Annotated in this window: 22 protein-coding genes and 1 pseudogene; 7 read left to right on the plus strand and 16 right to left on the minus strand. The window is 54.7% G+C overall.

Translation table 11 applies throughout. The features are described from left to right. The 8 genes from vgrG to tssB all read right to left on the minus strand — a co-directional run bounded on the left by vgrG (window position 1) and on the right by tssB (window position 11,530). Window positions 1–2,355 (minus strand): type VI secretion system Vgr family protein, encoded by a 2,355-nt coding sequence (gene vgrG / locus KGP22_RS14820; protein ID WP_223579829.1) that lies wholly within the window; start codon window positions 2,353–2,355, stop codon window positions 1–3. Beyond that, window positions 2,355–5,012 (minus strand): type VI secretion system ATPase TssH, encoded by a 2,658-nt coding sequence (gene tssH, locus KGP22_RS14825; protein ID WP_223579832.1) that lies wholly within the window; start codon window positions 5,010–5,012, stop codon window positions 2,355–2,357. The genes vgrG and tssH overlap by 1 nt, the downstream gene beginning before the upstream one ends. Window positions 5,013–5,180: 168 nt before the next feature. Then, window positions 5,181–5,672, minus strand: coding sequence for a type VI secretion system effector Hcp (hcp, locus tag KGP22_RS14830; protein ID WP_223579835.1), 492 nt, complete (start codon window positions 5,670–5,672; stop codon window positions 5,181–5,183). A gap of 4 nt (window positions 5,673–5,676) precedes the next feature. After that, on the minus strand, window positions 5,677–7,359 hold the full coding sequence (locus KGP22_RS14835) for an OmpA family protein (protein WP_223579838.1): 1,683 nt from the start codon (window positions 7,357–7,359) through the stop codon (window positions 5,677–5,679). Further along, window positions 7,359–8,087, minus strand: a complete 729-nt coding sequence (gene tssL, locus KGP22_RS14840) for a type VI secretion system protein TssL, short form (RefSeq protein WP_223539796.1) — start codon at window positions 8,085–8,087, stop codon at window positions 7,359–7,361. Before tssL ends, KGP22_RS14835 begins: the two co-directional genes overlap by 1 nt. Continuing rightward, on the minus strand, window positions 8,084–9,433 hold the full coding sequence (tssK, locus tag KGP22_RS14845) for a type VI secretion system baseplate subunit TssK (RefSeq protein ID WP_223579853.1): 1,350 nt from the start codon (window positions 9,431–9,433) through the stop codon (window positions 8,084–8,086). Before tssK ends, tssL begins: the two co-directional genes overlap by 4 nt. 18 nt (window positions 9,434–9,451) lie before the next feature. Next, window positions 9,452–10,999 carry a type VI secretion system contractile sheath large subunit gene (gene tssC, locus KGP22_RS14850; protein WP_123061175.1) on the minus strand — a complete coding sequence of 516 codons (1,548 nt, stop codon included), beginning with the start codon at window positions 10,997–10,999 and terminating at the stop codon, window positions 9,452–9,454. Between the two features lie 33 nt (window positions 11,000–11,032). After that, the gene (gene tssB, locus KGP22_RS14855) at window positions 11,033–11,530 is read right to left on the minus strand and encodes a type VI secretion system contractile sheath small subunit (protein ID WP_123061176.1); all 498 of its coding nucleotides are present in this window, start codon (window positions 11,528–11,530) and stop codon (window positions 11,033–11,035) included. A gap of 264 nt (window positions 11,531–11,794) precedes the next feature. On the opposite strand from tssB, the gene KGP22_RS14860 reads away from it, so the two are divergent. After that, entirely contained in the window at window positions 11,795–12,427 is a 633-nt protein-coding gene (locus KGP22_RS14860) for a hypothetical protein (RefSeq protein ID WP_223539794.1), read from the plus strand. On the opposite strand, the gene KGP22_RS14865 is transcribed toward KGP22_RS14860, so the two are convergent. The 6 genes from KGP22_RS14865 to KGP22_RS14890 form a co-directional block, all read right to left on the minus strand. Continuing rightward, window positions 12,396–13,013, minus strand: a complete 618-nt coding sequence (locus KGP22_RS14865; protein ID WP_223579856.1) for a DUF2913 family protein — start codon at window positions 13,011–13,013, stop codon at window positions 12,396–12,398. The two genes, KGP22_RS14860 and KGP22_RS14865, sit on opposite strands and share 32 nt — an antisense overlap. A 106-nt stretch (window positions 13,014–13,119) precedes the next feature. Further along, window positions 13,120–13,653, minus strand: coding sequence for an inovirus-type Gp2 protein (locus tag KGP22_RS14870; protein WP_223579859.1), 534 nt, complete (start codon window positions 13,651–13,653; stop codon window positions 13,120–13,122). Window positions 13,654–13,730: 77 nt separating this feature from the next. Continuing rightward, complete coding sequence (locus tag KGP22_RS14875; RefSeq protein ID WP_223579862.1) at window positions 13,731–14,147, minus strand: zinc-ribbon domain-containing protein; 417 nt, start codon at window positions 14,145–14,147, stop codon at window positions 13,731–13,733. Further along, window positions 14,135–14,557, minus strand: coding sequence for a zinc-ribbon domain-containing protein (locus tag KGP22_RS14880; RefSeq protein WP_223579865.1), 423 nt, complete (start codon window positions 14,555–14,557; stop codon window positions 14,135–14,137). The genes KGP22_RS14875 and KGP22_RS14880 overlap by 13 nt, the downstream gene beginning before the upstream one ends. Before the next feature lie 290 nt (window positions 14,558–14,847). Then, window positions 14,848–15,087, minus strand: a complete 240-nt coding sequence (locus tag KGP22_RS14885) for an AlpA family phage regulatory protein (protein WP_223562010.1) — start codon at window positions 15,085–15,087, stop codon at window positions 14,848–14,850. A gap of 151 nt (window positions 15,088–15,238) precedes the next feature. Further along, the gene (locus KGP22_RS14890) at window positions 15,239–15,808 is read right to left on the minus strand and encodes an inovirus Gp2 family protein (RefSeq protein ID WP_223579868.1); all 570 of its coding nucleotides are present in this window, start codon (window positions 15,806–15,808) and stop codon (window positions 15,239–15,241) included. Between the two features lie 243 nt (window positions 15,809–16,051). Between KGP22_RS14890 and KGP22_RS14895 the strand changes: the two genes are divergently transcribed. Continuing rightward, a complete protein-coding gene (locus KGP22_RS14895; RefSeq protein WP_223579871.1) occupies window positions 16,052–17,878 on the plus strand; it encodes an ATP-binding protein in 1,827 nt (608 codons plus the stop codon). Between the two features lie 182 nt (window positions 17,879–18,060). Here the strand turns inward: KGP22_RS14895 and KGP22_RS14900 are convergent, their stop codons facing one another. Next, window positions 18,061–18,681: an inovirus Gp2 family protein gene (locus KGP22_RS14900; protein WP_223579874.1), complete on the minus strand. Its 621-nt coding sequence runs from the start codon at window positions 18,679–18,681 to the stop codon at window positions 18,061–18,063. Between the two features lie 740 nt (window positions 18,682–19,421). Continuing rightward, complete coding sequence (locus KGP22_RS14905) at window positions 19,422–19,631, minus strand: AlpA family transcriptional regulator (RefSeq protein ID WP_050863320.1); 210 nt, start codon at window positions 19,629–19,631, stop codon at window positions 19,422–19,424. Window positions 19,632–19,960: 329 nt separating this feature from the next. Here KGP22_RS14905 and istA point away from each other — a divergent pair, with 329 nt between their 5' ends. From istA to KGP22_RS14930, 5 genes and pseudogenes are all read left to right on the plus strand, one after another. Further along, window positions 19,961–20,989: an IS21 family transposase gene (istA, locus tag KGP22_RS14910; protein WP_223579877.1), complete on the plus strand. Its 1,029-nt coding sequence runs from the start codon at window positions 19,961–19,963 to the stop codon at window positions 20,987–20,989. Continuing rightward, the gene (gene istB / locus KGP22_RS14915; RefSeq protein ID WP_223540741.1) at window positions 20,986–21,777 is read left to right on the plus strand and encodes an IS21-like element helper ATPase IstB; all 792 of its coding nucleotides are present in this window, start codon (window positions 20,986–20,988) and stop codon (window positions 21,775–21,777) included. The genes istA and istB overlap by 4 nt, the downstream gene beginning before the upstream one ends. A 76-nt stretch (window positions 21,778–21,853) precedes the next feature. Beyond that, window positions 21,854–22,651: pseudogene (locus tag KGP22_RS14920) on the plus strand (IS256 family transposase); the annotation flags it as partial. A gap of 432 nt (window positions 22,652–23,083) precedes the next feature. Continuing rightward, on the plus strand, window positions 23,084–23,914 hold the full coding sequence (locus KGP22_RS14925; RefSeq protein WP_223579880.1) for a hypothetical protein: 831 nt from the start codon (window positions 23,084–23,086) through the stop codon (window positions 23,912–23,914). A gap of 69 nt (window positions 23,915–23,983) precedes the next feature. Then, window positions 23,984–24,865 carry a GTPase gene (locus KGP22_RS14930; protein WP_223579884.1) on the plus strand — a complete coding sequence of 294 codons (882 nt, stop codon included), beginning with the start codon at window positions 23,984–23,986 and terminating at the stop codon, window positions 24,863–24,865. The last annotated feature ends 152 nt before the right edge of the window (window positions 24,866–25,017 follow it).

Here is a 25,017-nt window from a genome sequence, read left to right on the forward strand (position 1 = left end):
TTAACGTGAAGGGATATTACGTGTTTTGGGCGGCGTCACGCTGGCGTTTGTCTGGCTAAACTTAGGCGGGGTAATGTCCATACTGCCACCCGCCATCGGTGAGCGGTAATGCGCGGATTTGACCAGGTAATCCCCCGGGGTTTCTTCCAGAATACCGCCGTTGTCCAGCGTGATACTGGAGCCGCCGCCGTTAAGTCGCAGTTTAGGCGCACTGATGAGCAGTTCATCCTTGTTACTGCTGATGGTAAACAACAGCTCAGATGTCATTTCCATCGAACTCGCTTCAGCGCGGATCTCTACATCACCCTGATTAGCAATCATCTTCGCCCCGGACTGATGAGCAAACAGCCCGACAGACTCACTGGCAGCCAGCGTGATGTTCTTCATTGCGCCCATATCCAGATGCTGACCTGCACTCAGGATGGTGTTCTGCTTGCTGGTCATCTGAAGATGCTCACCCGACGTGAACGCCACGCCCTGCGGTGCGCTGCCCAGCAGTGCCGCAGACTGAAGGTCTCTCAGGCGGTTTTCCAGCAGTCTGTTCTGGCTTTCGAGGTCACCGGTGAGTGCCTGAGCCTGCTGCGCAAGCAGATTGAGCCGCTTCATTTCGGCCGCTGACTGATTCAGGCGTTCAATAGCCGGCGCCATATCCAGCATTTTGCCCTGTGCCGCCGGTTGTGCATCAGCAGTCAGGAACATCCCCCGACCGGCACGCAGCGCCCCGTATTCATCGGTGCGCAGTTCAAAACCGGTTCCGCGGGGCTCACGCTCACTGTCTACAACATGGCCGCCGTTGAGTTGCGTCTTGCCAAACGGCGTCGCCAGCTTGAAATGCTCTTCCTGACGCTTGTCCTCCAGACGGAATTTGTTGTCTCCGGCCGTACGCCAGATGTTGCGCGTGTGATTATCACGGGTGACGTGGTCCGGGTGTTCTGAATCGTGCTGAGCGTGGGCAATGTACGGGCGGTCAGGGTCCCCCCCGTCGAACATCACCGAGACTTCAGTGCCATCAATCAGCGGGGAGTGGAAGCCGTAGGTATCCCCGGCGTACGGTTTTGCCATGCGCAGCCAGAGGTAGGCATAGCCCTGTTCGGTGCTGTTACGGTCAAAATCAAGCCGGACGCGATACCGCCCCAGGTTGTCGAGATACGCGTAGGTATCATGCTTCTCATCGCTCTCCACCCGGGCAGGCAGGGAGCCGGCCACCACCGGACGGTTCAACAGAGCCGGACGAAAACAAACCGTTTCGCTGTAAGGAATGCCCGTAAAGCGCAGCTGAAAGCCTTTGTCACGTGCACCTGAGGTGTGAATACCGGTGATGACGATGCCGTTCTTCAGCGAGTCAGGCAGCCCACTGCCCTGTGGCTCCAGCACTTCGCCCGGAGCCAGAACCGGCCTGCTTGCTCGCCCCGTGACTGTTTGCTGAGCATTGAGGTAGCGCTCATGGCGCAGGCGGGCATACCAGGCGCCGCTCTCCGGCGTTTCCGTATCCCCTTCACTCAGGAACGGCTCGGCATAGTGATACACCTCACCGGTGGTCGCCCCGTCCTCCTGGCGAACCGTTACCGAACTGTCCTGTGGGGCCAGCGCATCGCGGTAGTTATAGTCGCGGGTAGCCACACTACCTGTGACCACGTGGTCTGTTGGTCGAATATCCCAGACGCTCTCCTCGCCGTTATCACTGGTGCGTGACGGTGGAATAATGGGTAGCTTCACGCCAAACTGATACTGCATCTGGCTGTCCTGGAAAATCACCACATCCTGTTCAATGCGGCCGTCCATCTCAAAGCGCCAGAAGATACCCACCTCAGCCAGCAGGCGCTGAACAAAGGCCAGATCCGTTTCACGCCACTGGGTAATGAGCTCCCGGGCCGGGTAGGTCTGCGACAGACGAAATTCAAAATCCGCTCCTTCCAGTCCGTGAGAGCGCAGTATCTGCTCCACCACTTCCGGTACGGACTGATTGAGATATACAGCGCATCGCTCGGTATGCTGCATCAGGGCAATACGCGGCACGAGTCGCAGGGCGTAGGTGATTTCATCCCCTGAGCCAGAGATCCGACGGAATGTATCCACCACGCCGTATACCGTGCGCACCGGCGCAGCCGGCGTGCCATCAAACAATGGCGTCTGAAAGGTGAAGGATGCCGGTTTCAGCATCACCTCATTGCTGGCAATGCTCGCCGCACAGGTGAAGGTGACATCGTAGTGCCACGGCTGGCTCAGCGTTTCACTGGCGCGAAAACGCAGCACGTCCAGAAAGTGTGAACAGTCATGGATATCCACACGATAACGGGACATCCCCAGCACTTCGTCTGTTTTCTTCTGTGCCAGACTGGTCGGGTTCTCCATCATCAAGCCTCTCCTGTGGTGTCCGTGGCATCAAATTCAAGCACTATCCCCTCTTCGTCATTCCAGCCGAGCGTCAGGGAGTCCGGTTTCTGTTTCGCGGCCATGTGGGTCAGCAGTTGCTGGCTCAGCACCGGCAGGATTTGCTGGCTGAGCAGGCTGTCGACGTTGCGCGCACCGGTATCCGGCAGCAGGCAGGCATTGGTCAGCGCGTCATACAGGCTCTCATCTATCTGCGTGGTCAGGCCGTAGTGACGGTTCAGTCGCCTGCTGACCTGTGCGAGTTTCATCTCCACGATGGTGCGCATAGCCGCTTCCGCCAGAGGACGGTAAATCACGGTCTGGAAACGCGCCAGCAGCGCCGGCTGGAAGTGGTCGCGCAATATCGGGCGCAGCAGTTCGTGCAGGTCGGCTTCGCTGGCCTCCGGTTGTTCGTCGAGCAGCTGCATCAGGTGGTCGCTGCCGAGGTTGGAGGTCATCAGGATAACGGTGTTGCGGAAGTCGATTTCACGCCCTTCACCGTCGCGCATAAACCCGCGGTCGAAGACCTGGTAGAACAGGTTCATCACGTCGCGGTGTGCTTTCTCCACTTCATCGAGCAGCACCACGCTGTACGGACGTTTTCGCACCGCTTCGGTGAGAATGCCGCCCTGACCGTAGCCGACGTAACCCGGCGGGGAGCCTTTCAGCTGCGACACGGTGTGCGGCTCCTGGTATTCGGACAGGTTGATGGTGATGAGTGACTTCTCACCGCCGTACAGCACGTCCGCCAGCGCCAGCGCGGTTTCGGTTTTACCCACCCCGCTCGGGCCAACCAGCAGGAACACGCCCTGCGGACCATTCCCGGACGTCAGCCCGGTCTTCGCCGCGCGCAGGCGCCGGGCGATAGCCTCAAGGGACACATTCTGCCCGACGACACGCTGGCCGATTTCACTTTCCAGGGTCAGCAGCTCAGTCTGCTCATCTTTCATCAGGGAAGAGAGCGGCACGCCCGTCCAGTCGGCAATCACGCTGGCAACCGTGCGGGTGTCCACATCCACCTGAACCAGCACGTCTCCCTGCTGTGCCTGTTCGAGCTGCTGCTGCAGGCCGGAAATCTCAGCCTGATTGCTGATGTCCTGGCGGCTGGCCATCAGCTGCTGCGCCAGCGCTTTTTCGTTGCTGAAACGCGCTTCCTGCTCCGCAATACGCGCTTCCAGTTCAGTCCGCTGTTGCTCAATGGCACCCAGGCGGTCACCATGGCGGTTGCTGCCGGCGGCGATATCTTCCAGCAGCGCCTGTTCTTCCAGTTCCAGCGCGGTCAATTGTGCTTTCAGGCGCACAATCTGTTCCGGCACCGTATCAAGGCTCATACGCACGCGCGCGGCGGCGGTATCCAGCAAATCAACGGCCTTGTCCGGCAGCTGGCGGCCCGTCAGGTAGCGGCGCGACAGGGTGACAGCGGCTTTGACCGCATCGTCAGTAATATGCACGTTGTGGTGTTCGGCGTAGCGGGATTTCAGGCCTCTGAGCATCAGGCACGCCGTCTCATCGTCCGGCTCGTCCACCTTCACCATCTGGAAGCGGCGCTCCAGCGCGGCGTCACGCTCAAAATACTGCTTGTATTCAGACCAGGTCGTCGCGGCAATGGTGCGCAGTTCGCCGCGCGCCAGCGCCGGTTTCAGCAGGTTGGCCGCATCCGCACCGCCCGCCTGATTGCCAGCCCCGATAATGGTGTGGGCTTCGTCGATAAACAGTAAAATCGGTACCGGTGACTGCTGCACCGCGTCGATGACGTTTTTCAGGCGCTGTTCGAACTCGCCTTTCACACCTGCGCCCGCCTGCAACAGGCCGAGGTCAAGGGTACGCAGGATGACTGGCCTGAGCGATTCAGGCACGTTGCCCTCTGCAATACGCAGCGCCAGGCCTTCAACCAGCGCGGTTTTACCCACGCCGGGTTCACCGACAAGGATTGGGTTATTTTTACGGCGGCGCGAGAGAATGTCCACCATCTGGCGGATTTCAGTATCACGGCCGAATACCGGGTCAATCCTGCCCTCTTTCGCTTTGGCCGTAACGTCGAGGGTGAATTTATCCAGCGCGTTCTGCAGCGCCGGGGTCAGTTCGCCCTCTTTCAGCTCTGCACCGACCGGGCGGTCAACAAACTCCACGTCACCACCGTGATTCAGCGCCAGCTCTTCTTCGTGCTGCACTTCCGGGCGCTCGTCAGACTGCGCATCCAGTAACGGGCGCAGGCGGGACAGCTGGCTCATCCCGAGCGTCAGCAGCGGCCACAGCCCGTCACAGCGAACCAGTTTCTGTTTCTCAACCAGCGCCATCAACAGGTGCAGGCTGCGGATGTGCTCTTCACCGTTAAGAGAAGCAATCAGCCAGGCTTCCTGCAGCAGAGTCTGAATGGTATCAGACAGCTGCGGGCGGTGTCGTACCGAACGCGGCTGTTTATCGAGCCAGCCCAGCAAATCCTGCCAGATGGCGTCCATGTCCCACTCGTAGCGGCGGGCCAGCACCGTCAGGTCACCTTCCCCCTGCTCCAGCAGTTTCAGCAGCCAGTGCTCAGGCAAAATTTCCGCATGAGCGCGGGTCTGACACAGGGAGGCAGCCCCTTCCATCGCGCTGGCGCAGTAAGGGTTGAGACGTCGAAGGAGGATTGCCGGGTTTTCCATGTTTGCTTGCTCACTGTTGAGGACCATTCAGGCACGCTACCGCCCCTGGCCGTTACCGAGGCCCATAAGGTCTGTTTCCGGGAAATAATGTTTTTGCTGAACGCCCGCAGGAGCAGGCGCTCAGCAAAAGCAAAAAAAGCGGACAGAGAAACTCTGCCCGCGCGTGACTTACGCGGTAGCGCGTTCGTTCCAGGAATCGGAATGAATGATGTTGCCGTCTTTGTAGGTCCAGGTGATTTTTTCGTAGCGCAGCTCAATCTGCTCCAGATGGTTGTGCTTCTCAAAGGACGGATCCTTGATGTCGTGCATCACCGGATTCACCTTCACTACCTTCACGTTCTCAAGCTTCGTGTTGAAGTACTCCACTTCCTGACCCGCATCGTTGATTTTGTACCACCTGAATTCAGCGGATTTCAGGGTCTGACCGGTTGTCACCGCCTTGTACAGGTACGGGCTTGAGGAGTCGATTTCCTTGGTGAACTTGAACGGGGTGTGGATACGGGTACCGGTCAGCTTGCCAGTGTTGTTGTCGGTCGGGATGTACAGGTTATGCTCCTGAGCGACAACTTCGATGCTGCCGTCACGATCCTGAACGTCCACAGAACCTTTAATGTCCGCGCCGCCGTCGTCTTTCAGCCAGAGATAAACAGGAATTGCCATGGAATTACTCTCCATTGTGTTGTGATGCGTCATCATCCTGCGATGACGCCTGGGTGTTGCCCGGTACCTGGCAGGCGTTCGCCTGCGGCACCAGACTGATTTCGACACGGCGGTTGAGCGCGCGCCCATCCGGGGTGTCATTGGTTGCGATCGGACGGCTCTCGCCATAGCCCTGAACCGCAAAACAGCTTTCCGGCACGTCACCGGTATCACGCATCCAGTTGCGCACCGCCTCAGCACGTTTCTGTGACAGCGTCTGGTTAAGCTGTGCGTTACCTGTATTGTCTGTATGACCCGCGACCACAATCAGCCAGCCCGGTTTGGCCTTCACGCCGACCAGAGAATTGACCAGCATTCTGGTCGAGCCGGTTTTCAGCACCGCTTTGCCGGAGTCAAACAGCGACATACTGTCGAGACGGACAATTTTCGGTACCGGCTTTAGCTTCGGTTTTGGCGGTGGCGGCGGAGGCACATACGTATCAATAGCCTGCTGCACGGCCAGCCACAGACGGTTGCCCGGATACAGCCCGAGCCCGTAGCGATATGGCTCTCCCTGACGCTGCCAGCGCTCCAGCAACAATGCATCCTGCTGCAAGGCGTGCAGGGCCTGCGCTTTCGGGGAATAGTGGTTCATCGGGATAGCCTGCCAGCGCTGAAGGTCGGCGCTGACCGTGCGGATAAGCGACTGGTTATTCCGCACGGACAGGGCAATGGCACCCAGGGCGCATAACAGCAGAATCATCACCACCCGACGCGCGGTTTTGCCACCCTGCAACGGGGTGGTATAAGGAGCCAGCAGAGGAAGTACCGCATCGGCAAAATGCCAGCGCGGTTCACAGGCAGTGACATGGCCGGCAGGGGCAATGCGGGTCTGGCGGAACAATAACTGTGGCCACAGCGCGGCTGTCGAGGTGGATACCGACCCGAGACGCAGGGTGACAGCAAATGGTCGTAAGGCCGGACACAGCCTGTCTGCTTTGCTCAGTTCATCCAGCATTACGGCGTGAAGCAGCGATGTCGCCTGGGTCAGGTATGGCTGAATAAGAGCCGTCTGCGGGGACCGCTGCCATTCGCTGAGGGTGACGGCAGGTTCGTCTTCAGGACATACCAGGGTCGTATTTCCCCGTACCACTATCCAGGGCGTTTCCGGACCGCTGAATTCGGCACTCAGGACCACCGGCACGCTAAAGCCGGTCAGATCCCGCAACTGCTTCATCTGCAGGCGCAATGCTTTCAAAGAGGCGCGCAACAGCGCCTCATCTTCATGCTGGTCCGGCAAACAGCGGTACATTACGGCGAGCTGGCCTGCCATCGTCGGCGTACGGGCCAGCAGACGCTCTGCAAAAGGCGTGAGTCCGGTCAGTTCCGTTATCCGGAGGTACCACCCCTGCGCCGTGCCGCGTGTCTGCCCTGCTGTGAACATGCTATCGTCCACATCGCCGCAGACCAGCACCACCGGTCCGGTATGACTGTCGGGCGGGAAAAGTCCGGCCTCATCAGCCAGCTGTACCGGTCGCTGTTGACGGTAACGGCGACGGGCAAGCATGCCCGCAACCAGCAAGGCTACCAGAGTCAGGAAGGCTTTCCCGGCAACCGGCCAGGTCAGGAATCCCCATACCAGCCACAGCACGGCGGCAAGGCAGAGCACTACCGGCAGGGCCGCCCGGGCCAGGGTTTTTCCACGCATCAGGGCTGCTCCGGCAGTTGCTGGCGCAGCAGATCCTGCAACCACAAATGACCGCCCAGCCAAACCGCACCGGTCAGGATCACCGCCAGCACAATCCAGAACCAGACGGACCGCAGCAGGTTGTAACGACGACGACCGGTCTTCTGAACCACCAGTGATGTCCCGCTTTCCAGCGGTGGCACTCGCTCATTCAGGGCAGCGATCACTTCATCGCGCTGAGACTGTCCCACCCCGGAGAGGCTGTATTGCCCCTGAAACCCCAGCGCCAGCACCCGCTGGTAGCAGGTCAGCACCGCAGGCTCCGGCGCGGGCTGACGCAGCACTTCCGCGATACGATCATACAAGGCTCCGCCCGCTCTCAGGGAGCCGAAGTAAACCGCCTGCAGTGGCGCAGAACGCCAGGCGCGTTGCCCGGCATCAAGGGTCATATTCAGCGCATCGGGGGCACTGTCGCCGGATACTGCCGCTTGCGCATTTTCCACTTGCTGAGCCACGGGTCTACGATTCATGACGGTTTCGTCCAGCAGAGCGCACTGGGCATAAGTGATGTGATCAATACTTTCAGCACCCAGCCCGGCGCGCTCCAGCGCCTCGCGCACGCTTTCCACCTGCGCTTTGCAGGCCGCATACAGCGCAGGGCCATCCGTCACCTGCCCACCGTGACGCAATTGCGCCACGGTTAGCCAGGTCTCCTCCATCAGGGCATCAATGTCGATAACGTTATTCATGAGCGCAGCACCGCAAACAGTTCAAGCTCCAGCTCGCCGAGCAGGGATGGAACGTAGAATACGCACACTCCCTGATCCAGCATTTCGCGGGCCGCATCACTCTCCATGTCCAGTACAAAGTACTGGTTCTCCAGACGCACCGGCAGTGCAGCAGGGACACGGCTCAGGGCAATGAGGCCAATTCCCTCGACGGCCACGCCGGATACTTCACCGACGTTCGCCGGGGCACCGGCAATACACATCTCTGCGAACCGTTCAGCAATCTGCCATGCTGGCTGACTGGCTCGTACGGAAAGGTAAAAATCCGCTTCATCGCGCAGACGAATATCATGTAGTACCGCTTTCCAGGTTTCCGGATCCAGACGATCCATCCTGACCGCGACCACTCGTGACGGCAGGCTGGCCTCCAGCAGCTCACTGATGAGGTCAAACAGCGGCGGGAAGGTTTTTTCCGGCGCGCGGTGGTCATATCCCGGAATGCCATCCAGATCGTGCTCAAGCGAGAAGGTCAGCATACTGCCGGCAAGACGTGCCAGCTCGGCCCAGACCTGCTCAGGATGTCTGTCAGGGAATCGCTCATACTCAGAGAGCACCCGTGCATGCGAGTTCAGGGCATTAAGCAACCAGAACAACGAAACGTCAGCGACCGCAAAATCGGCCATTCTGTCGTTGCTTTCACGACGCATGGACATCAGACGCTGACGGCGGGAGCGCAGCTGGCGATTCAGCAGCGCAAGACGTTCACACAGATTACGACTTGCCGAGAACAGCGCCATCGGCGGGATAAAGTCAGGATCCTGACGCCAGCCCCCCTGCCCGTCCTGCAACAGACGGGCAATCGCGCAGGTATCCCAGGCGCCGTTGTCTTCATGCCCGAAACGGAATGCCAGATTAAACCGGGCCACAGCCATCGACTCTTCTTCCTGACCGAAGCGGTCGGCGATTGTCTCCCAGGCTTCCCGATAGCGCAGCGGGCGCTCTGCAGGTAGCGTGTCTGTCTGCACATTCACGATCCCGGCCTGCATCACCGGTAACGCCACATACACTGTCACCGGGGTATTGCCGGCAGAAGCCGGTGCCTCGATCTCACGTGGCTCCGGAGGCAGGTCACTGAATCGGGTATCAACCAGCGTGTCATCCGGTAACCAGAGACGAAGTGACTGCGCCTGCACGCGGCCGGAGGCCAGCATCGCGTCATCAAGCTCAACCCGACCAACGCCCCAGGGGAAAGCATTTCCGCGGGCGGCAATACCGGCCCGGGAAAATGCATCCCATTCAGACTGCTGCTGGAACTGCTGAGGGGCCAGAAGCGCCCCTTCATTCCATAACGGACGATGAATTTTCATCCCTGATTTCCCCTCGCCTCAGGATTTGGCTTTCGGCATCTGGGAAACCAGCGACAGGTTGACGTCCATCCCTTCCACCTGGAAATGCGGCACGGCAAAGAGCTGCACGCGGAAGAAGCCCGGATTGTCTTCGATGTCTTCCACCACCACCTTCGCGTCGCGCAGCGGGTGAGAAGCCTGCAGCTCGTCGCCCGGATCGGTCATTTCGGTCACCAGACTGCGCACCCAGGTGTTGAGCTCAAGCTCCAGCAGACGACGGTCCTTGGTGGTGCCGATGTTTTCACGCTGAATCAGCTTCAGGTAGTGAGCAATACGGGACAGCAGGAAGATATACGGCAGACGCGCGTTGATACGGCTGTTGGCCGTGGCATCCGCGGTGTCATACAGTGCCGGCTTCTGGGTGGAGTTAGCGCTGAAGAAACAGGAGTAATCTCTGTTTTTATAGTAACTTAGTGGAATAAAGCCCAGGTTCGCAAACTCAAACTCACGGGTTTCCGGGATCATCACTTCTGACGGGATCTTCACCTGATTGCCGGTACCCAGATCGTACAGATGGATAGGCAGGTCCTGCACGGCACCACCGGCCTGCGGGCCACGAATTTGTACACACCAGCCGTTGTTGATGAAGCTGCGAACCATGTTAGAAGCGAACGCAAACGAGGCGTTAGTCCACAGGTATTTATCGTGATCCGGGCCCTTCACTTCTTCCACGTAGTTGAAGCTACGAACCGGGACGGTGTCCGGACCATACGGCAGGCGACCCAGCACGCGTGGCATTACCAGACCGATATAGCGGGCATCGTCCGTCTCGCGGAAGGATTTCCACTTGATGTACTCCGCACGGTCAAAGTAATTACCGATATCCTTGATGGCTGCCACTTCTTCCATTGAGTCCTTGAGGAAGAATTTCGGGCCGGCAGAGCCGATAAACGGCATATGCGCTGCGGCAGACACTTTTGAAATGTTGCGCAGCAGAGCAACATCCTGCGCAGACGCATCAAACTCGTAGGCAGAAATCAGCGCGGCAATCGGCTCACCGCCCGGGGTGTCGTACTCATCGATATATGTGTGTTTATACAGTCCGCTCTGGATGATTTCCGGACTGTCTTCGAAGTCCTGACGCAGGTCTTCTTTTGACATATCCAGCAGCTCAACCTTCACGTTCTGACGGAAATCGGTTTTGTCGACCAGGGATTTCACGCCGCGCCACAGGCTCTCCACCGCCTGGAATTCTTCGCTGTGCATTACCGCATCCAGCTGACGGCTAATCTGGTAGTCCAGCTCAGCGATATGGTGGTCGAGGAGGTTACGGTCCAGCTTCTCAACTCTGGAGCCTGATTTGGTCAGACACTCCAGAAAGACCTGCATCCCCGCCGTTAAACGTTCATCCGCAGTCGCATCCGACATCGCCTGTGCGTCCTGCCAGATATCCAGCGCACTCAGCTCAGAGACCGGGTTCAGGTTGATTTTTTCAAACAGGGATGCATAAACCCCACCCGCAGCAGGACGTTCCAGTAACACGCTTTCGCCACCAGTCGTATTCTCATTTTTTACAGACATCAGCATCTTCCTTTTTAATCCGTTAAATCATCGTGACCGTTATGGCTGCTCAGGCGCCAGAGCTGAAAGCTCGGCTCTGAGTTCTGCGCTTAACGCCGGGTCGAGGAGAATTTTTTCCAGCTCCCTGCGGAAGGCCTGATTGTCCAGGAGGTTCGCTTTTAAATCGCGAAGCAGATTGCGCATGGACAGCATCGCTTTCATCTGAGGAATTTGACGTGCGACCTGTTCTGGTTCAAAATCTTTCATGCTCCGGAAGGTCAGGCTGATGTTGTCTTCGCTACCATCATCAGCAAGCGTGTTTTTAACGGTCAGACTGACTTTTGGGGAATATTCGGACAACACTGAGTCGAAATTATTTTTATTCAAATCAACTTTTTTGCGCTCAGACAGAGGGGCAGATTCCTGACCATTGCTGAAGTCGCCCGCCACCAGTAATTTCAGGGGGAGCTCCGTTTTCTTGCTCGCTCCCCCCGTATGCAGATCTAATTTTAGATTAATACGCGCTTTAGGGATTTCGCTCTGAAAGGAATTACTCATAAGGTCTCCTGTCTTTCAGACAAAAAAAAATAATCTGAAATGTGCACAGGCTGCCTGAGGAAAATACAGAACGACAGGTCACATCAGATTCGTCAATAACTCGTTAAAAATCATACCCCTTCATGGTCCCGGGCACCACAATCAATATTCCTTCTTATTGCTCATTTATTTACATAAAAATAACCATTGCATTTTAGACAACGCGATCAATTATTTTATTTATATATCCCTTTGATTCACGCATACTTCAGGAAGAATGTAAAAATGAGCCCAGGAAAGGAACGAAACCGCCGTCAGCGCTGGACGCTGGCTGAGATGCGTTACGTGGAGCAGCACTACGGGACGGTCAGGGCCAGAGTGATTGCGGAGCATCTGGGCCGCCCGGTGACCAGCGTCCGCACGGTAGCCGGTCATCTGGGATACAGCAGGAAAGGCTCTGCCCCCTGGACAGAAGAAGAGAAGGATATTATCCGCACCCACTACGCGCGGGGAGAAGGTATCACCCGGGTGATGACCCTTCTGCCCGGACGCACGCGCAGTACCATTTTCGCCATGGCGGCCGCCCTCGGGGTCACCAGCGCACGCAGCTGGAGCCGGGAAGAATTGCGTATTCTGAAAGCCTACTATACTACAGAGGGTACCGCCGTTTCGCGCAGACTCCCCGGGCGCACACCGGAGGCGGTCAAAATTAAAGCCCACGAGCGGGGCCTGACCTTTTGCGGGGATGGTCTCCAGGGACGACAGCGGATGTGGCAGCCGGAAGAGCTTGCCCTGCTGAAAGCAAACCTGCATCTGGAGCAGTCCAGGCTTGCCCGTCTCTTTCCCGGACGCTCACTGATGTCGGTTAAAAAAGCCCGGGAGCGCCTCAGGCATCATCAGAAGAAGGTTTCAGAGTAATGAGGTCCGGCTCTGCCGTCTCAGACTGCAGCCCGAACGAGGACAGGATGCCATGCACCAGTTCGTGCTTACCGGTCACCACGAACGTGACCGGTGCCAGCAGCCTGCCGGCGTCCGAAAAATGACGCACCAGCTCTGATTTGCGGGTCAGCAGCGCCCTCTCCCCGGCATACTCCCCGCGAAGGCTGTCGCATTGCCAATCCACGTCACTCAGCGCGACATTAACCCAGCCCTGCGATTTAAGCTGTTCAATTGCGTACGTCAGACGGTACAAATCCGACTGAGCTGATACCGGCCCGGTGCAGGATGCCCACAGATATTCCAGACGATGGTGTAAGCCGGCGGCAGGACCTTTGCTGCGTCCCAGCGTCAGCAATGCCTCAATATCGGATGCGATTGCACGCGTAAACCGTTTTTGCTTATACGCCACCGTTGACCAGCGCAGTAAAAATGCGTGCGTGCTGAGTGGCGACAGCGCCTGACCATCCTGCTGTGCGGTACGTAAGGCGACAAGCGCACACCATGCAAAATGTGCCAGAGCCGCGACGGTTTGTTCCGGGGGTAAGGTATCGTGAGCTTTTTTCATTCAGAAATCATATCGGCGCAGCAGAGATCGGGGAAGACCGGGATAAGGTGCATATTTTCAGCCCAGAATTAACTGCCATCTTCTTTGCTTACAGACACAATTATCTTCACGGACAAACCACACCCGTTCTGGCTGTCATCACGGGAGATACCATTTCATTCACGCTGGTCTGTAGCTGACTGAATGGCTGTGAAAATGAACATCTTTCTGTGCGACTGATAATGAAAGACGCCATACTGGTGACGTTGCTATCAGTACCCGTCACAGTGCGCCATGCCTCTCTGAGTATCCCGCTCATCTCCTGCTGTACGACCTCATCGCGCCAGGCCCCCAGCGTATCAAGATTCATCAACAGCACTATTTTGTACTCTGGTGCACTGGCAGACTCCCACATCCATCGCAGGATCGTTGGCGGTGAACTCTGGCGCACCTGCTGACGCTGACGCGAATATTCGCCGATGCGCTGCCAGACTTCAGTATGAAAACGCAGAATCAATGACCGGTATTCGCTTATGGTTTCTCGATACGGCAATTTCAGCGTAAAGCTGAATACCGCCAGTCGCGGGTAATGGTCAACAGCCTGCTGCAGAAACGTACGCGTGCTGATGGCATCAGACGCCCGTGTGTAAGAATGATTCACAATGCAAACTCTCTTTGGGTTAAATCAGGGAGGATACCGCCTGTGCGGCGGTATCGGGTTCATAAGGACGGGGTGGACTATCCGGTACTGCAGCAGTAGTTTCTCTGCCAGTTCACTTCTTCAATGCTGTAGATTCCGGTCTGACATCGGTAACAGTGCTTCACACCCTGGTAATGGTCGCCGCACCATACACAGTACCAGGACAGCGTCATTATCGTTGTTCCCAGTCCGCTGAGCATATTGCGCAGCTTTCTGTGCCGGGCCTCGGCTTTAACTTCCGGGTCGAGATGAGCGCAGTTCATCAGCACATCCCGGGCCACGCTCTGCGTATCGTGTTCAAACCACGCCGGGTCGCTGAACGTGCCGGCATGCAGCACCAGACGACATCCACAGGAAGCACAGCTCCATATCTGCCCCGGCGCGCTCATGGCCTCACCGGCCGTTACAAAGTGACCTTCACGGTCATTTGCCAGGTAACATTTCAGTACTCGCATGCCGTTACCTCTGCAGTCCGGATTTCAGCATCAGAGAGCACCCGGCTGTACTCACCGGTCCGGCAGCTCAGACAGTAGCGTTCACCGTGGTAATTGCTGTCGCAGCCACTGCAGTGCCAGTCATCCCGGTAAACCAGCGGGCGGGCATGGGGTACATAACATTTAAGTTGTCGGGTATGGCGGGCCTCCTCAGGCTCTGGTCTGACATACGGACAATGCTGCCGCCCGTTATCTGTCAGCATCCCGGAGCGGTGTTCAAAATACGGTCGCTCAGTGTCGTATTCAGGGTGGTACTGCAGCGCACTGCCGCACAGGTGGCAGGTGTAGCGGTCATACGGATACCGTTGTGCCGTTCTGGCTCCGGTGAGACGACCATTACCATCAAGGGCCAGGAAAGATTTGGCGTACATCGTGGTGCTCCTTACCGCCAGACAGCACGCAGGTGTACGCCGTCCCGGTATGGGCAGCTTGGCAGGTGATGGATGGCGGGGCAGTTATGCGTTAGCGGAAGATGATTCGTGGTATTCAGTCCCTGCAGACCGCCGGGGTTACGGTTGTGCAGGCGCTACAGAGGTGCGAAAACAAACGGGGCAGGGTCTGGCACCACAATACTGTCGCTGGCAACGGGGACACTTCCAGCGCTCCGGGATATTCAGTGGTTTAGTACGGCGTTGTTTTTCCATTCAGATATTTCCCCTGCTCAGACGCCACGGGAATCAGTAATGCGCTGTCGCATCCAGGATTCCACCTCGCTTTTGAACCAGCGGGAACTGCGGCCCAGCTTGATGGGTTTGGGAAACAGGCCGTCGCCAATCAGTTTATAGAACCACTTGTCCGTCATACCGGTGTACGTGGTGATAAAGGTCATGTCGATAAGCGGGTCCTGAGCTGAAAGCAGTGTGTCAGGACTGGCATTAATGTTCGAATTCGTCGTGGTCATGGTAATTTCTCCCTCTGAGGATATGGCTGTCGGGAGACGTCCGGTGGTGGTTGAATCATGGGGTTACCGGTTCGCCTCAGAGGATAGGGGGATGCTGTAAAAAATTACCAGGCCCGTACAGTCTGACCTGGTGAATCGAGGTATGCCTGGCTCAGCCACGGCTGCAGCCGAAGTTACGCTCACCGTCGCCGGTGACTTTGGTTTCTCGTTTGGCAAGATAAGCGGCCTGTGCCAGCGCCTGTTGAAGCTCTGTGGTATTGCCGCGCGTCAGCCAGGACGCCGGGCTCTTCGGAAAGCGGGCCAGAACGGCATGCGCCTGTGCATCCACCTTCAGGGCGCTGCACCACGCCTGTTTAATCATTCCTGCAAGCGAATCCGGGTCCTGGTAATCCCCCGGGCCGCACCACGTATCGCGGTTCAGCAACAGCACCACGTGGTAATGCTTCTTCCCTCTGATTTCGCCAAACTCCCGCGCCCAGACAAAACGCAGCGTGGTCGGCCAGACGCGTTTGCCCTCGCGACGTTGACGCGCCTGAAGGGCTGCAATGCGGGCTTTCAGGGCATCACTAAAGCGGGAGATAACGGCCGCATCAGTAGCCGCTGGCGTATCCGGCAGACGGAGGTCAACACGCAGGGCCAGTAAGCGGGTGTAAGCGTTAAGTGCGCAACTGAAGGTATCGGCGATGCGTTGCTGCCAGAAAGGGTCGTATGTGTAACTCATTAAAATGGACTCCGGTGGGTTGTCGTTCATAACCATTACCGGCGTCGTTAAAAAAACTTTTCGGGAAGCCTGCCATCGTAATGCCGAAGCAGATTGCCGTGTGCCACATGAAAATATCGTCACCCTTCGCGGTACTGTCCGCTTAAATCAGGAGATAAATCAAACAGCCGTCAATAAAAATGTTCACCTGCCCGATAGAATAACGGGCAGTTCACTGAGCGGTTTCATCAAAAGGGAAAAGACATGCGACTGAAAAGTGTGGCAGTTAAAAATTTTCGCTGTTATGCGCAAGAAGTAAGCGTTGAGTTTGATGACCTGACAACCTTTGTCGGACGCAACGACATTGGCAAATCGACAATCCTTGAAGCACTGGAGATCTTCTTTAACAACAGTGTGGTCTCTATCGAAAAAGGCGATGCCTGTATTCACAGCGGACAGGACAATGTGGAGATCACCTGTGAGTTTATCGAGCTTCCCCCTTCCCTCACACTCGACTCTGGCGCGGAAACTACCCTCCATGAAGAGTTTCTGCTGACGGGAAACGGCTCACTGAAAGTCCGTAAGATCTTTAACTGCAGTAACAAAAAGCCGACCGCCGAGATTTTTGTCATTGCAAACCATCCCGCGGCTGCTGGTTTTGAGAACCTTCTGGAACTGAAGGAAAAAGAACTTCAGGCCAGGGTGAAAGAACTGGGGCTCAATGTTTCGCTTAAGGGGAATCCCGGAATGCGAAAAGCCATTTGGGCCGCCTCAGCAGATCTTCAACTGGCGGAAACACAGCTTCCCGTCAGTAAAGCCAAAGAGGACACAAAGCGTATCTGGGAGCAAATCGAGAGCTGGTTGCCCATGTTCGCACTCTTCCAGAGCGACAGAAGTAGCCGGGATTCCGACGATGAAGTACAAAGTCCGATGAAAGCCGCCATCACGGCTGCACTGGCAGAAGTCCAGGACGACATCGCCAGGATCCAGTTGAAGATCCAGCAAAAAGCTGAAGAGATTGCCCGAAATACACATGAAGCGCTGAAGACCATTGAGCCGGGTCTTGCTCGCGAGCTTACACCTGAATTTACACCTCCCACACCGGCAAAATGGCAGGGGCTGTTCTCTGTTGGTCTGAACACTGACGGAGGGATCCCGCTGAATAAGCGTGGCAGTGGTGTCCGTCGCCTGGTGCTGGTGAGCTTTTTTAAGGCTGAAGCGGAAAGACGTCTGAAATCCAGTAATCGTCGCAGTATCATCTACGCCATTGAAGAGCCCGAAACCTCACAGCACCCTAATTACCAGCGGATCCTGATTGAGTCATTTAAATCCCTGTCCCTCGAAACCGGCTGCCAGGTTATCCTTACCACGCACAGTCCGGGCTTTGCTGCAGAGCTACCGGGTGACAGCATTCGCTTTGTTTCCCGTGATGCTGCTACCGGGCAACCGACCATTCAGGCTGGCGCTGATGTTTTTGGTATCGTCACGGATACGCTGGGCGTCACACCAGACAACCGGGTCAGACTGCTGTTCTGTGTCGAAGGACCAACCGATGTCGCCGCCTTTAAGGCTCTCAGTAAAGCGTTGCACGCAGAAGACAACACCCTTCCCGATCTTGAGAATGATGAACGTGTGGCGTTTATCGTACTGGGTGGCGGAACGCTCAAGCACTGGGTCAATGAAAATTATCTACGTGCCCTGAACCGCAGGGAAATTCATATCTACGATCGTGATGTTCCTGCTTATGTCGAAGCCGTGAATGCCGTTAATGCACGTGCCAACGGATGCTGGGCAGCACAGACACTGAAACATGAAGTCGAAAGTTATCTTCATCCCGATGCCATTCACGAAGCGTTTGGGGTGATGATCACTGTCACCGACCATCCTGTCGGCGGTAAAGCTACCCCTAAAGTGTTTGCAGAAGCCTATTCGCTGGCTCAGGGCTTTGATGGTGTGATGAAAGATAACCCTGCCAAGGCACGTCTGGCAGAACGGGCGTTTCCTTTGATGACTGCCGCCCGTATACACGAACGCGATCCTGAGGGAGAAGTTGTCGGCTGGATGCGGAGGATACGTGACATGCTTCAGTGATGCCGAGACATCCAGATAGCGCTTTCTGTTCTACGATTGGCTGCCAACGATAACCCGGATAGCACACTGCACCACCCCGATCCTTTCCCGGGACAAACGGTGTGCCTCCCAACATGGAGAATGATTAACTGGTAACGTCTTCACCCATTTGATTAAATGTCTCCATTCAGTGTAGAACTGGTTCACCTGACACTTCCCCCGAATGAACGTTCTTCCTTGCTGTAAACTTTGGTACGCTCTTTGGCAAAGTATTCCAGGTGGCTCCGTAAATTCAGAAACTGTTGCCCATAGCGATCCACACGAAGACGCTCCAGATAATGTGGCTTGTTGATGAAAGAAACCAGCGTCCTGTACTCAGGGAATTCGAGCAGCCCCAGTGCACTTAGCCATGCCTCGCAGATGTAACTCCCCAGGTTATGGTCTTCTTTCGAGTAATTTCCTAATCCATTGAACGTATCTTTGTTGACGAATATCGCCATGTGGTAATGAGATTTACCGCTGGTTCCCACCTCACGTACCCAGAGGTGTCTCAGGTCAGTTGGGCAAACCTGAAGTTCTTCCTTCTTACGTCGTTTCTGATGGGCTGTGATACGGGCTCTCAGTGCCCCAGTGAATCGTTCCATCAATCCTGAACTCAGATCAGGGGCACTGGCAATACTGTCGCCTGTATCACGATGTTCAGGCAGTCTGAGTACGAAGGTAAATACGGATGTCCTGGCATGGGCTGTTGTAGCGAAGTTGATAATATCCGTAATACGATTCATATAGCCCGGATTGATTTCCCCAAATTTAAGGTTAGTCATAAGTATTACTCCTTTTGCGTTTTTCTCAGGCGAGCGAAGCCTCTGCCAGAGCGAATGGCAGTAATGAATACGTTGTTTTTTTGATATTTATGCCTTTCTTAGGTAGGGGTGTTATTTTTCCGTTATTATCCCATGGCGGTTATAACTGATAGTGAACAGCGATGTTTTCTACTTCTGAAGTATGTTTGTCATTTCTTTTGATATTTAACTATGTTTTTTTTGAGAGCATTTTAATATATCAAAATTGAATTAATGCACGTAACCAAAATAAACAAAACCCTTACTCAAATTCAGTTGCCTTACGCTAAATTAGTCAGGGCTACATATTTAATGCAAAAACCAAACACACTCTCCAAAATACATCACTAATCACTTTTCATATCCACCCACATATCTACACGCATATGCCATTAGCTTGCTTTCCCATGATTTAATATATTAAACACTTATATACAAATATCTTTTTATATATATTAATCCATTTATATGTTAATTCCTTCGCATATAATATATATACTGTATGATGGAAGATAGCTGATATATACCAAAGCCTTTTCACATGCGGGGCTTTATATTATTGGTGTTCAGAATTTACTCCAGGGTTAGCAATTCAGAACATAAATGAAAATCTGATAATCAGGACATTCGGAAGTGCTCATGGACAACGTGTGTTTTATCCATTTTTGCTTCTGCCAGGCCACCAGGAGCTAAGCCTTGCTTCCACTCTTTTACAGCCATGCTCAGTTACCCCGGGAGTCTGCTATGCGCTGCTGCACCCAGGCTTCCACTTCGCTCTTTAGCCAGCGCGAGCTGCGACCCAGTTTGATTGGCTTAGGGAAGAGTCCTTCACTGATGAGTTTGTAGAACCATTTATCTGTCATTTCGGTATAGGTGGTGATGAATGCCATATCGACAAGCTGGTCGTTCAGCAGAGCTGGTGATGTATTCATGTGGATATCTCCTTTACGTTGAATGTGAAAAGGAGGAATGACTGGTTCTCAGTGTTGTGTTGCAGCCTTCCTCAGGGGATGGAAGACCGTGTAAAAAATTAATGAGGCATACGGGTTTTTGCTTTCAGCTAGCGCGTCAGTGGGTAGAGTCTTAGGGCGTGGTGTAAATTCGGCAGGATGGTGAGAGCCATCGGCTTATCCGGTAAGGTAATGGTTGCAAAAGCATTATCTTAATTAAGGAGTTGTTAGTACCGATGTAAAAATGACCCACATGCCAATGTAAAACGGACCCACCATGGGTAAAACTGGCAGTTTTAAGCGAGCTGCCGATGCTAACATTGGAGTTAAGAGTGGAGATTGCTGTTCTTCGTCGGCAAGGCATGTCTATCCGTGCTATTGCCCGTCATTTGAGGTGTTCCCGCCAGACTATCCGGCGTTATATCCGCATGGGAGATGCTGCGTCCTCATCCCGTTATTCCACCAGAGCTCCACGCCCGGGCAAGCTTGATCCGTTCAAGGCTTATATCAACGAACGTGTCGAGGCTGCCCGACCACACTGGATACCCGCCAGCGTTATGCTTCAGGAGATCCGCGCACGAGGCTATTCCGGCGGCTACAGCATGCTGACCGCTTATTTATTTCCGTTGAAGCAACAACCCGCTGAGCCGGTGGTTCGGTTTGAGACAGAACCGGGCGAGCAGATGCAGGTTGACTTCACCATCATTCGTCAGGGTTCGAGCCCTCTCCTGGCGATAGTCGCCACTCTGGGCTGGAGCCGGGCTACTTACGTCCGCTTTTACGCGAACCAGGATACCGCTGCATGGTGCGACGGGATTGAACATGCACTGGCCTTCTTCGGCGGCACGCCACGGCATCTGCTGTTTGATAATGCTAAGGCCATTATTCTGGAGCGGGACGTCTATGGCGAGGGGCTTCATCGCTGGAACCCTACGCTACTGGCTTTAGCCGAGAAGTACGGCTTTACGCCCAGAGTTTGTCGGCCTTATCGCGCGAAGACTAAGGGTAAAGTTGAACGCTTTAACCGCTATCTCAAGGAGAGTTTTGTCGTACCGCTGGCGACAACGTTCAAGCAGTCGGGCCTTCTCCTGGATGTTGACTCCGCCAACGCCCGTGTTGGGGCATGGCTTGTTCATACGGCTAACGCCCGGAAGCACGGTACGACCGGGGTTCCTCCTGACCAGCGATTACAGAAGGAGCTCGCAGCATTGCTGCCATTGCCGGCACCAGGGCCGTTCTCCGTTCCCCGACTGGCCGATGCTCCCCGACGGGCTCTGCCAGTAGAGAGTATTCAGCACCCTCTGTCGGTTTATCAGTCCTTACTGGAGGAGCGTTCATGAGTGATCTTCAGCATCAACGCATTGATGAGCTATGCCAGCAGTTTCGCCTCGATCGTATTGCATCCGAGTGGCCTGCTCTGGCCCAGAAGGCGATAGATGACACCGCGTCATTCGGGGATTTTCTTGAGCAACTTCTGAAGCTGGAGGCGGACAGCCGTGATGAGCGTCGGCGCCAGACGCTGTTACGCCTTTCTGGTTTGCCAGCGATCAAGACGCTGGAACAGTTTGACTTCAAGTTCGCCAGCGGTGCTCCCCGGGCGCAGATACAAGAACTGACAAGTCTGGCATTCATCGAACGGCAGGAGAACATCGTGTTCCTGGGGCCCTCTGGTGTAGGTAAAAGCCATCTTGCCGCTGCTCTCGCGTACCGGTGTGCCATGGCCGGGCTGAGTACCCGGTTTATCACCGCCGCGGACATGATGTTGCAGTTGGTTGCCGCCCATCGTCAGGGTGAACTTAAAGGCTATCTGAACCGCATCATTCACAAGCCACGACTGCTGGTAATTGACGAGATTGGCTACCTGCCGTTCGGTAAGGAGGAAGCCAACCTGTTCTTCCAGGTTGTTGCCAGACGCTACGAGTCAGGCAGTCTGATATTGACCAGTAATCTGCCATTTACACAGTGGTCAGGAACCTTTGGGGATGACGAGACGCTCACAGCAGCGATGTTGGATCGTTTGCTACATCATGCCCACATTGTTCAGATTAGCGGGCAAAGTTACAGGCTGAAGGATAAGTTAAAAAGTGGTCAGTTGAAGAAGTCTGCAACCGCCGACATTTCTGGCTAACCGCTAACAGGGGTGGGTCTGTTTTACTTTGGCAGGGTGGGTCACTATTCGATCGGTATTGACAAGGAGTCAACCGATGGCTGACAACAGCATGACATTCAGCAATACCCTGATGCAACTTGGCGGTGAGGATTTTCTGCGTGAGCTCACCGAGTTTATGCTCAACCGCATCATGGAAGCGGATGTTACCCAGCGCATCAATGCAGAGCCTCATGAGCGCAGTGATGAGCGTGAGACCTACCGCAACGGCTACCGTGACCGTCAGTATAACACCCGTTTGGGCACACTGGACCTGCGTATCCCGAAGCTGCGGGAAGGCTCATACTTCCCGCCCTTCCTCGAGGCCCGAAGGCTCTCTGAGAAGGCCCTCAACGCGGTTATCCAGGAAGCGTGGATCAACGGTGTATCCACCCGCAAAGTGGACGCGCTGGTCCAGTCGATGGGGATGACCGGCATCTCCCGCAGTCAGGTGTCGTCCATCTGTCGTGGCATCGATGAGCGCGTGCAGGCCTTCATGCAACGACCGCTGGAGGGCGAATGGCCTTATCTGTGGCTGGACGCGACCTATGTGAAGGTCCGCAAGAACGGCCGGGTGGTCAGCGTGGCAGTGATAATCGCCTGCGCGGTTAACTCGGACGGTCGCCGGGAAATCATCGGAATGGGCATCGGCGAGTCAGAAGCCAAAGCGTTCTGGCTGGCCTTCCTGCTGAGCCTGAAAGAGCGTGGTCTCGAAGGCGTGAAGCTGGTTATCTCCGACTCGCACAGCGGCCTGAAGGCGGCAATACAGCAGGTGTTCTGTGCCAGCTGGCAGCGCTGCCGTGTCCACTTCATGCGCAACGTGCTGGGTCGCGTCAACCGGGCCAGTCAGTCGGTGAAGCCCTAAACGCCGCCTCTTCTACCCGGACTGGTGCCATGAGAACCCAGTTCATAGTGCACAATGGACCGCTGCAGTGGAGATTGATGGTGTAGTATTTTTTTAACGAAACATCTTATCCATGGGGTTGCTAATGGAGTCAGTACCTTGCAGAAAGGTGTACAGGGAGGAATCGCAGATTGACATAAAAAATTTTTAACTTGTTGTATTTCATCTATAAAATAAAAAGTAACCTACTATTGTAGGTCACTTTGAATTTATAAATAAAATCACAAGCAACCTTAAACACCCACTAAATAGGTTACTTATTACTTTTGATATATATATTATTATAAGGTACTCTTTTACACGATATCAGATATGGACAGGTTGCAGAGATGGAAGGCAAACCAGAAGATAAGCGCAGGGAAACCAGGAGAGGGATAAGGATTTATGGCATATAAATTTAAGGCAACGATGTACTATTCAGATGAGGAGACGAAAGAGTTTCTTCTCGGCAAGGCGGTGAAGGCCAATGGGAAAAGAAGCGAATCCCATTATCTTTACTCTCTGGTAACGAACGAAAGAGAAGGCCAGCATCAGGCTGATAACGAGGGTAAGAGTCAACCCCCCTCAGTACAACTTTTTCCCGAATTTACCACGCCACGTGAATTCACTGTCAGCGGTCACATTACATTTTCGGGACTTGCTCACGTATTTCAGCAACAGGAAAAAGAAAGTGCCCTGATGCGGTTAAAGCACAAATCTTTAATGGAAGCGATTGACTTAAAAATTCATGAAGATGTCATTAAAGAAGATAGTTTTAAACGTGAGGAACAAAACGAAGGCTACTTTCTGGTTGTGCTAAAGACATATATCGCCTGTTATTATAGTTGCCCCTCTGCTCAATCTGGTATTTACGAAGGAATGTTCACCGCAACATGCAGGGTTATTATCGTCAACAGGGCGTTATGGGATAAGTACAACGGGAAGTTCAATTTTGAAAAAATACGCTATATAAAATATGAAGATATTGCAAAGGCGGGGAAGGGAATACCCGGAGGGCTTTGTAAGGTGGCGGAGATATCCGCTAAAGATAAAACCGGTGCATTCTTTATACCGGTGTCAACGTTACCCGTGAAATTTCCAGAAAAGACCAACCCAGGACTCGTCCTTATCAAGGGGGTTGAGGTTTCTTTCCACAAAGAACGTCTAAAATTAAAAGCAATGAATGAAACTCAAAAACAAAGGTATTCAAAGAAGATGTTAAACTTTCCCAGTTAGTTGTAAATAACTTCAGCCCTACATTACTCCTGTGATAGTTAACAAGATTCTTTTTATTACAGGTGAAATATGAACACTGAATCTCCGAAAGAAACGCCATTCAGCCAGCTCCTCTCCAGGCTGCCTGCTGATGTGAAAAAAAAGATACACCGTCAACTCAGCAGTATCATAAGTTATGAACCCTGTATCGGACTGATGGGAAAAAGTGGCGCAGGGAAATCCAGCCTCTGCAATACACTGTTCAGTCCACCTCCCGCCAGGGTTGATGCAGTCAAAGGCTGTACCCGCACCGTTCAGCGCTATCGGGTCACTCGCGGGACACATAACCTGACACTGGTAGATTTTCCGGGTATTGGCGAAACTCCGGAGCTGGACAGTCTTTACCGTCGCCTTTATCAGGCGTGGTCCGGCAGGCTGGACCTGATTGTCTGGGTACTCAAAGCCGATGAACGAGCCTGGAACGAGGATATCCGCTGTTACCGCGACTTACTCCGCAGCGGAGCAGTACCGGCACGCTTTCTGTTTGTCCTCAGCCAGGCAGATAAAATAGAGCCCTGCCGGGAATGGGATGGGCAGAATCACCGGCCCTCACAGCAGCAGCAACATCACCTGCAGGCCAAAACCCGACTAGCCGAAACCCTTTTCGCCACCGCCCACCCGGTCGTTGCCGTCTCTGCTGCAGAGCACTACAACCTGCATCACTGGGTGGAGGCCCTGATACAGGCGTTACCGGTACACAGCGGCAGCGCTGTTTCCCGACATCTTCACCCCGAACTTCGGACCGACACGGTCAGGGAGACAGCGCGTGAGGGATTTGTCCGCGTGACCGGGGAGATATTTGATGAAGCGGTGAACACTCTGAAGACTTCCGGGATGCTGGTTCGCTATCTCCACCAGCTCCGCCACCGGTTGCTGACTGTTGCCCGCGCCGTCTGGCATCTCCTGTTCTGATTTTATCGTGTCTTTTTCTCACCGCCGTTTCGATCTGTTTCGACGATCGAATTCCACTTGCATGATAGCTAAAGGCTATTAAATTTGAATATATCGATCGGTTTAATCGATAGATATCAACGATCAGTTTACGCATATCGATCTGAATTAAC

This window comes from Enterobacter sp. JBIWA005, assembly GCF_019968805.1.
Taxonomy (GTDB): Bacteria; Pseudomonadota; Gammaproteobacteria; order Enterobacterales; family Enterobacteriaceae; genus Enterobacter; species Enterobacter vonholyi.

Excerpts from the sequence above, each read along its gene's own strand:
- tssK (WP_223579853.1), bottom strand. The coding sequence starts at position 9,433 with ATGAAAATTCATCGTCCGTTATGGAATGAAGGGGCGCTTCTGGCCCCT.
- KGP22_RS14880 (WP_223579865.1), bottom strand. The coding sequence starts at position 14,557 with ATGTACGCCAAATCTTTCCTGGCCCTTGATGGTAATGGTCGTCTCACC.
- tssL (WP_223539796.1), bottom strand. The coding sequence starts at position 8,087 with ATGAATAACGTTATCGACATTGATGCCCTGATGGAGGAGACCTGGCTA.
- vgrG (WP_223579829.1), bottom strand. The coding sequence starts at position 2,355 with ATGATGGAGAACCCGACCAGTCTGGCACAGAAGAAAACAGACGAAGTG.
- KGP22_RS14930 (WP_223579884.1), top strand. The coding sequence starts at position 23,984 with ATGAACACTGAATCTCCGAAAGAAACGCCATTCAGCCAGCTCCTCTCC.
- istA (WP_223579877.1), top strand. The coding sequence starts at position 19,961 with ATGCTAACATTGGAGTTAAGAGTGGAGATTGCTGTTCTTCGTCGGCAA.
- KGP22_RS14860 (WP_223539794.1), top strand. The coding sequence starts at position 11,795 with ATGAGCCCAGGAAAGGAACGAAACCGCCGTCAGCGCTGGACGCTGGCT.
- tssH (WP_223579832.1), bottom strand. The coding sequence starts at position 5,012 with ATGGAAAACCCGGCAATCCTCCTTCGACGTCTCAACCCTTACTGCGCC.
- KGP22_RS14890 (WP_223579868.1), bottom strand. The coding sequence starts at position 15,808 with ATGAGTTACACATACGACCCTTTCTGGCAGCAACGCATCGCCGATACC.
- KGP22_RS14885 (WP_223562010.1), bottom strand. The coding sequence starts at position 15,087 with ATGACCACGACGAATTCGAACATTAATGCCAGTCCTGACACACTGCTT.
- KGP22_RS14875 (WP_223579862.1), bottom strand. The coding sequence starts at position 14,147 with ATGCGAGTACTGAAATGTTACCTGGCAAATGACCGTGAAGGTCACTTT.
- KGP22_RS14905 (WP_050863320.1), bottom strand. The coding sequence starts at position 19,631 with ATGAATACATCACCAGCTCTGCTGAACGACCAGCTTGTCGATATGGCA.
- KGP22_RS14835 (WP_223579838.1), bottom strand. The coding sequence starts at position 7,359 with ATGCGTGGAAAAACCCTGGCCCGGGCGGCCCTGCCGGTAGTGCTCTGC.
- KGP22_RS14865 (WP_223579856.1), bottom strand. The coding sequence starts at position 13,013 with ATGAAAAAAGCTCACGATACCTTACCCCCGGAACAAACCGTCGCGGCT.
- KGP22_RS14925 (WP_223579880.1), top strand. The coding sequence starts at position 23,084 with ATGGCATATAAATTTAAGGCAACGATGTACTATTCAGATGAGGAGACG.
- istB (WP_223540741.1), top strand. The coding sequence starts at position 20,986 with ATGAGTGATCTTCAGCATCAACGCATTGATGAGCTATGCCAGCAGTTT.
- hcp (WP_223579835.1), bottom strand. The coding sequence starts at position 5,672 with ATGGCAATTCCTGTTTATCTCTGGCTGAAAGACGACGGCGGCGCGGAC.
- KGP22_RS14895 (WP_223579871.1), top strand. The coding sequence starts at position 16,052 with ATGCGACTGAAAAGTGTGGCAGTTAAAAATTTTCGCTGTTATGCGCAA.
- tssB (WP_123061176.1), bottom strand. The coding sequence starts at position 11,530 with ATGAGTAATTCCTTTCAGAGCGAAATCCCTAAAGCGCGTATTAATCTA.
- KGP22_RS14900 (WP_223579874.1), bottom strand. The coding sequence starts at position 18,681 with ATGACTAACCTTAAATTTGGGGAAATCAATCCGGGCTATATGAATCGT.
- tssC (WP_123061175.1), bottom strand. The coding sequence starts at position 10,999 with ATGCTGATGTCTGTAAAAAATGAGAATACGACTGGTGGCGAAAGCGTG.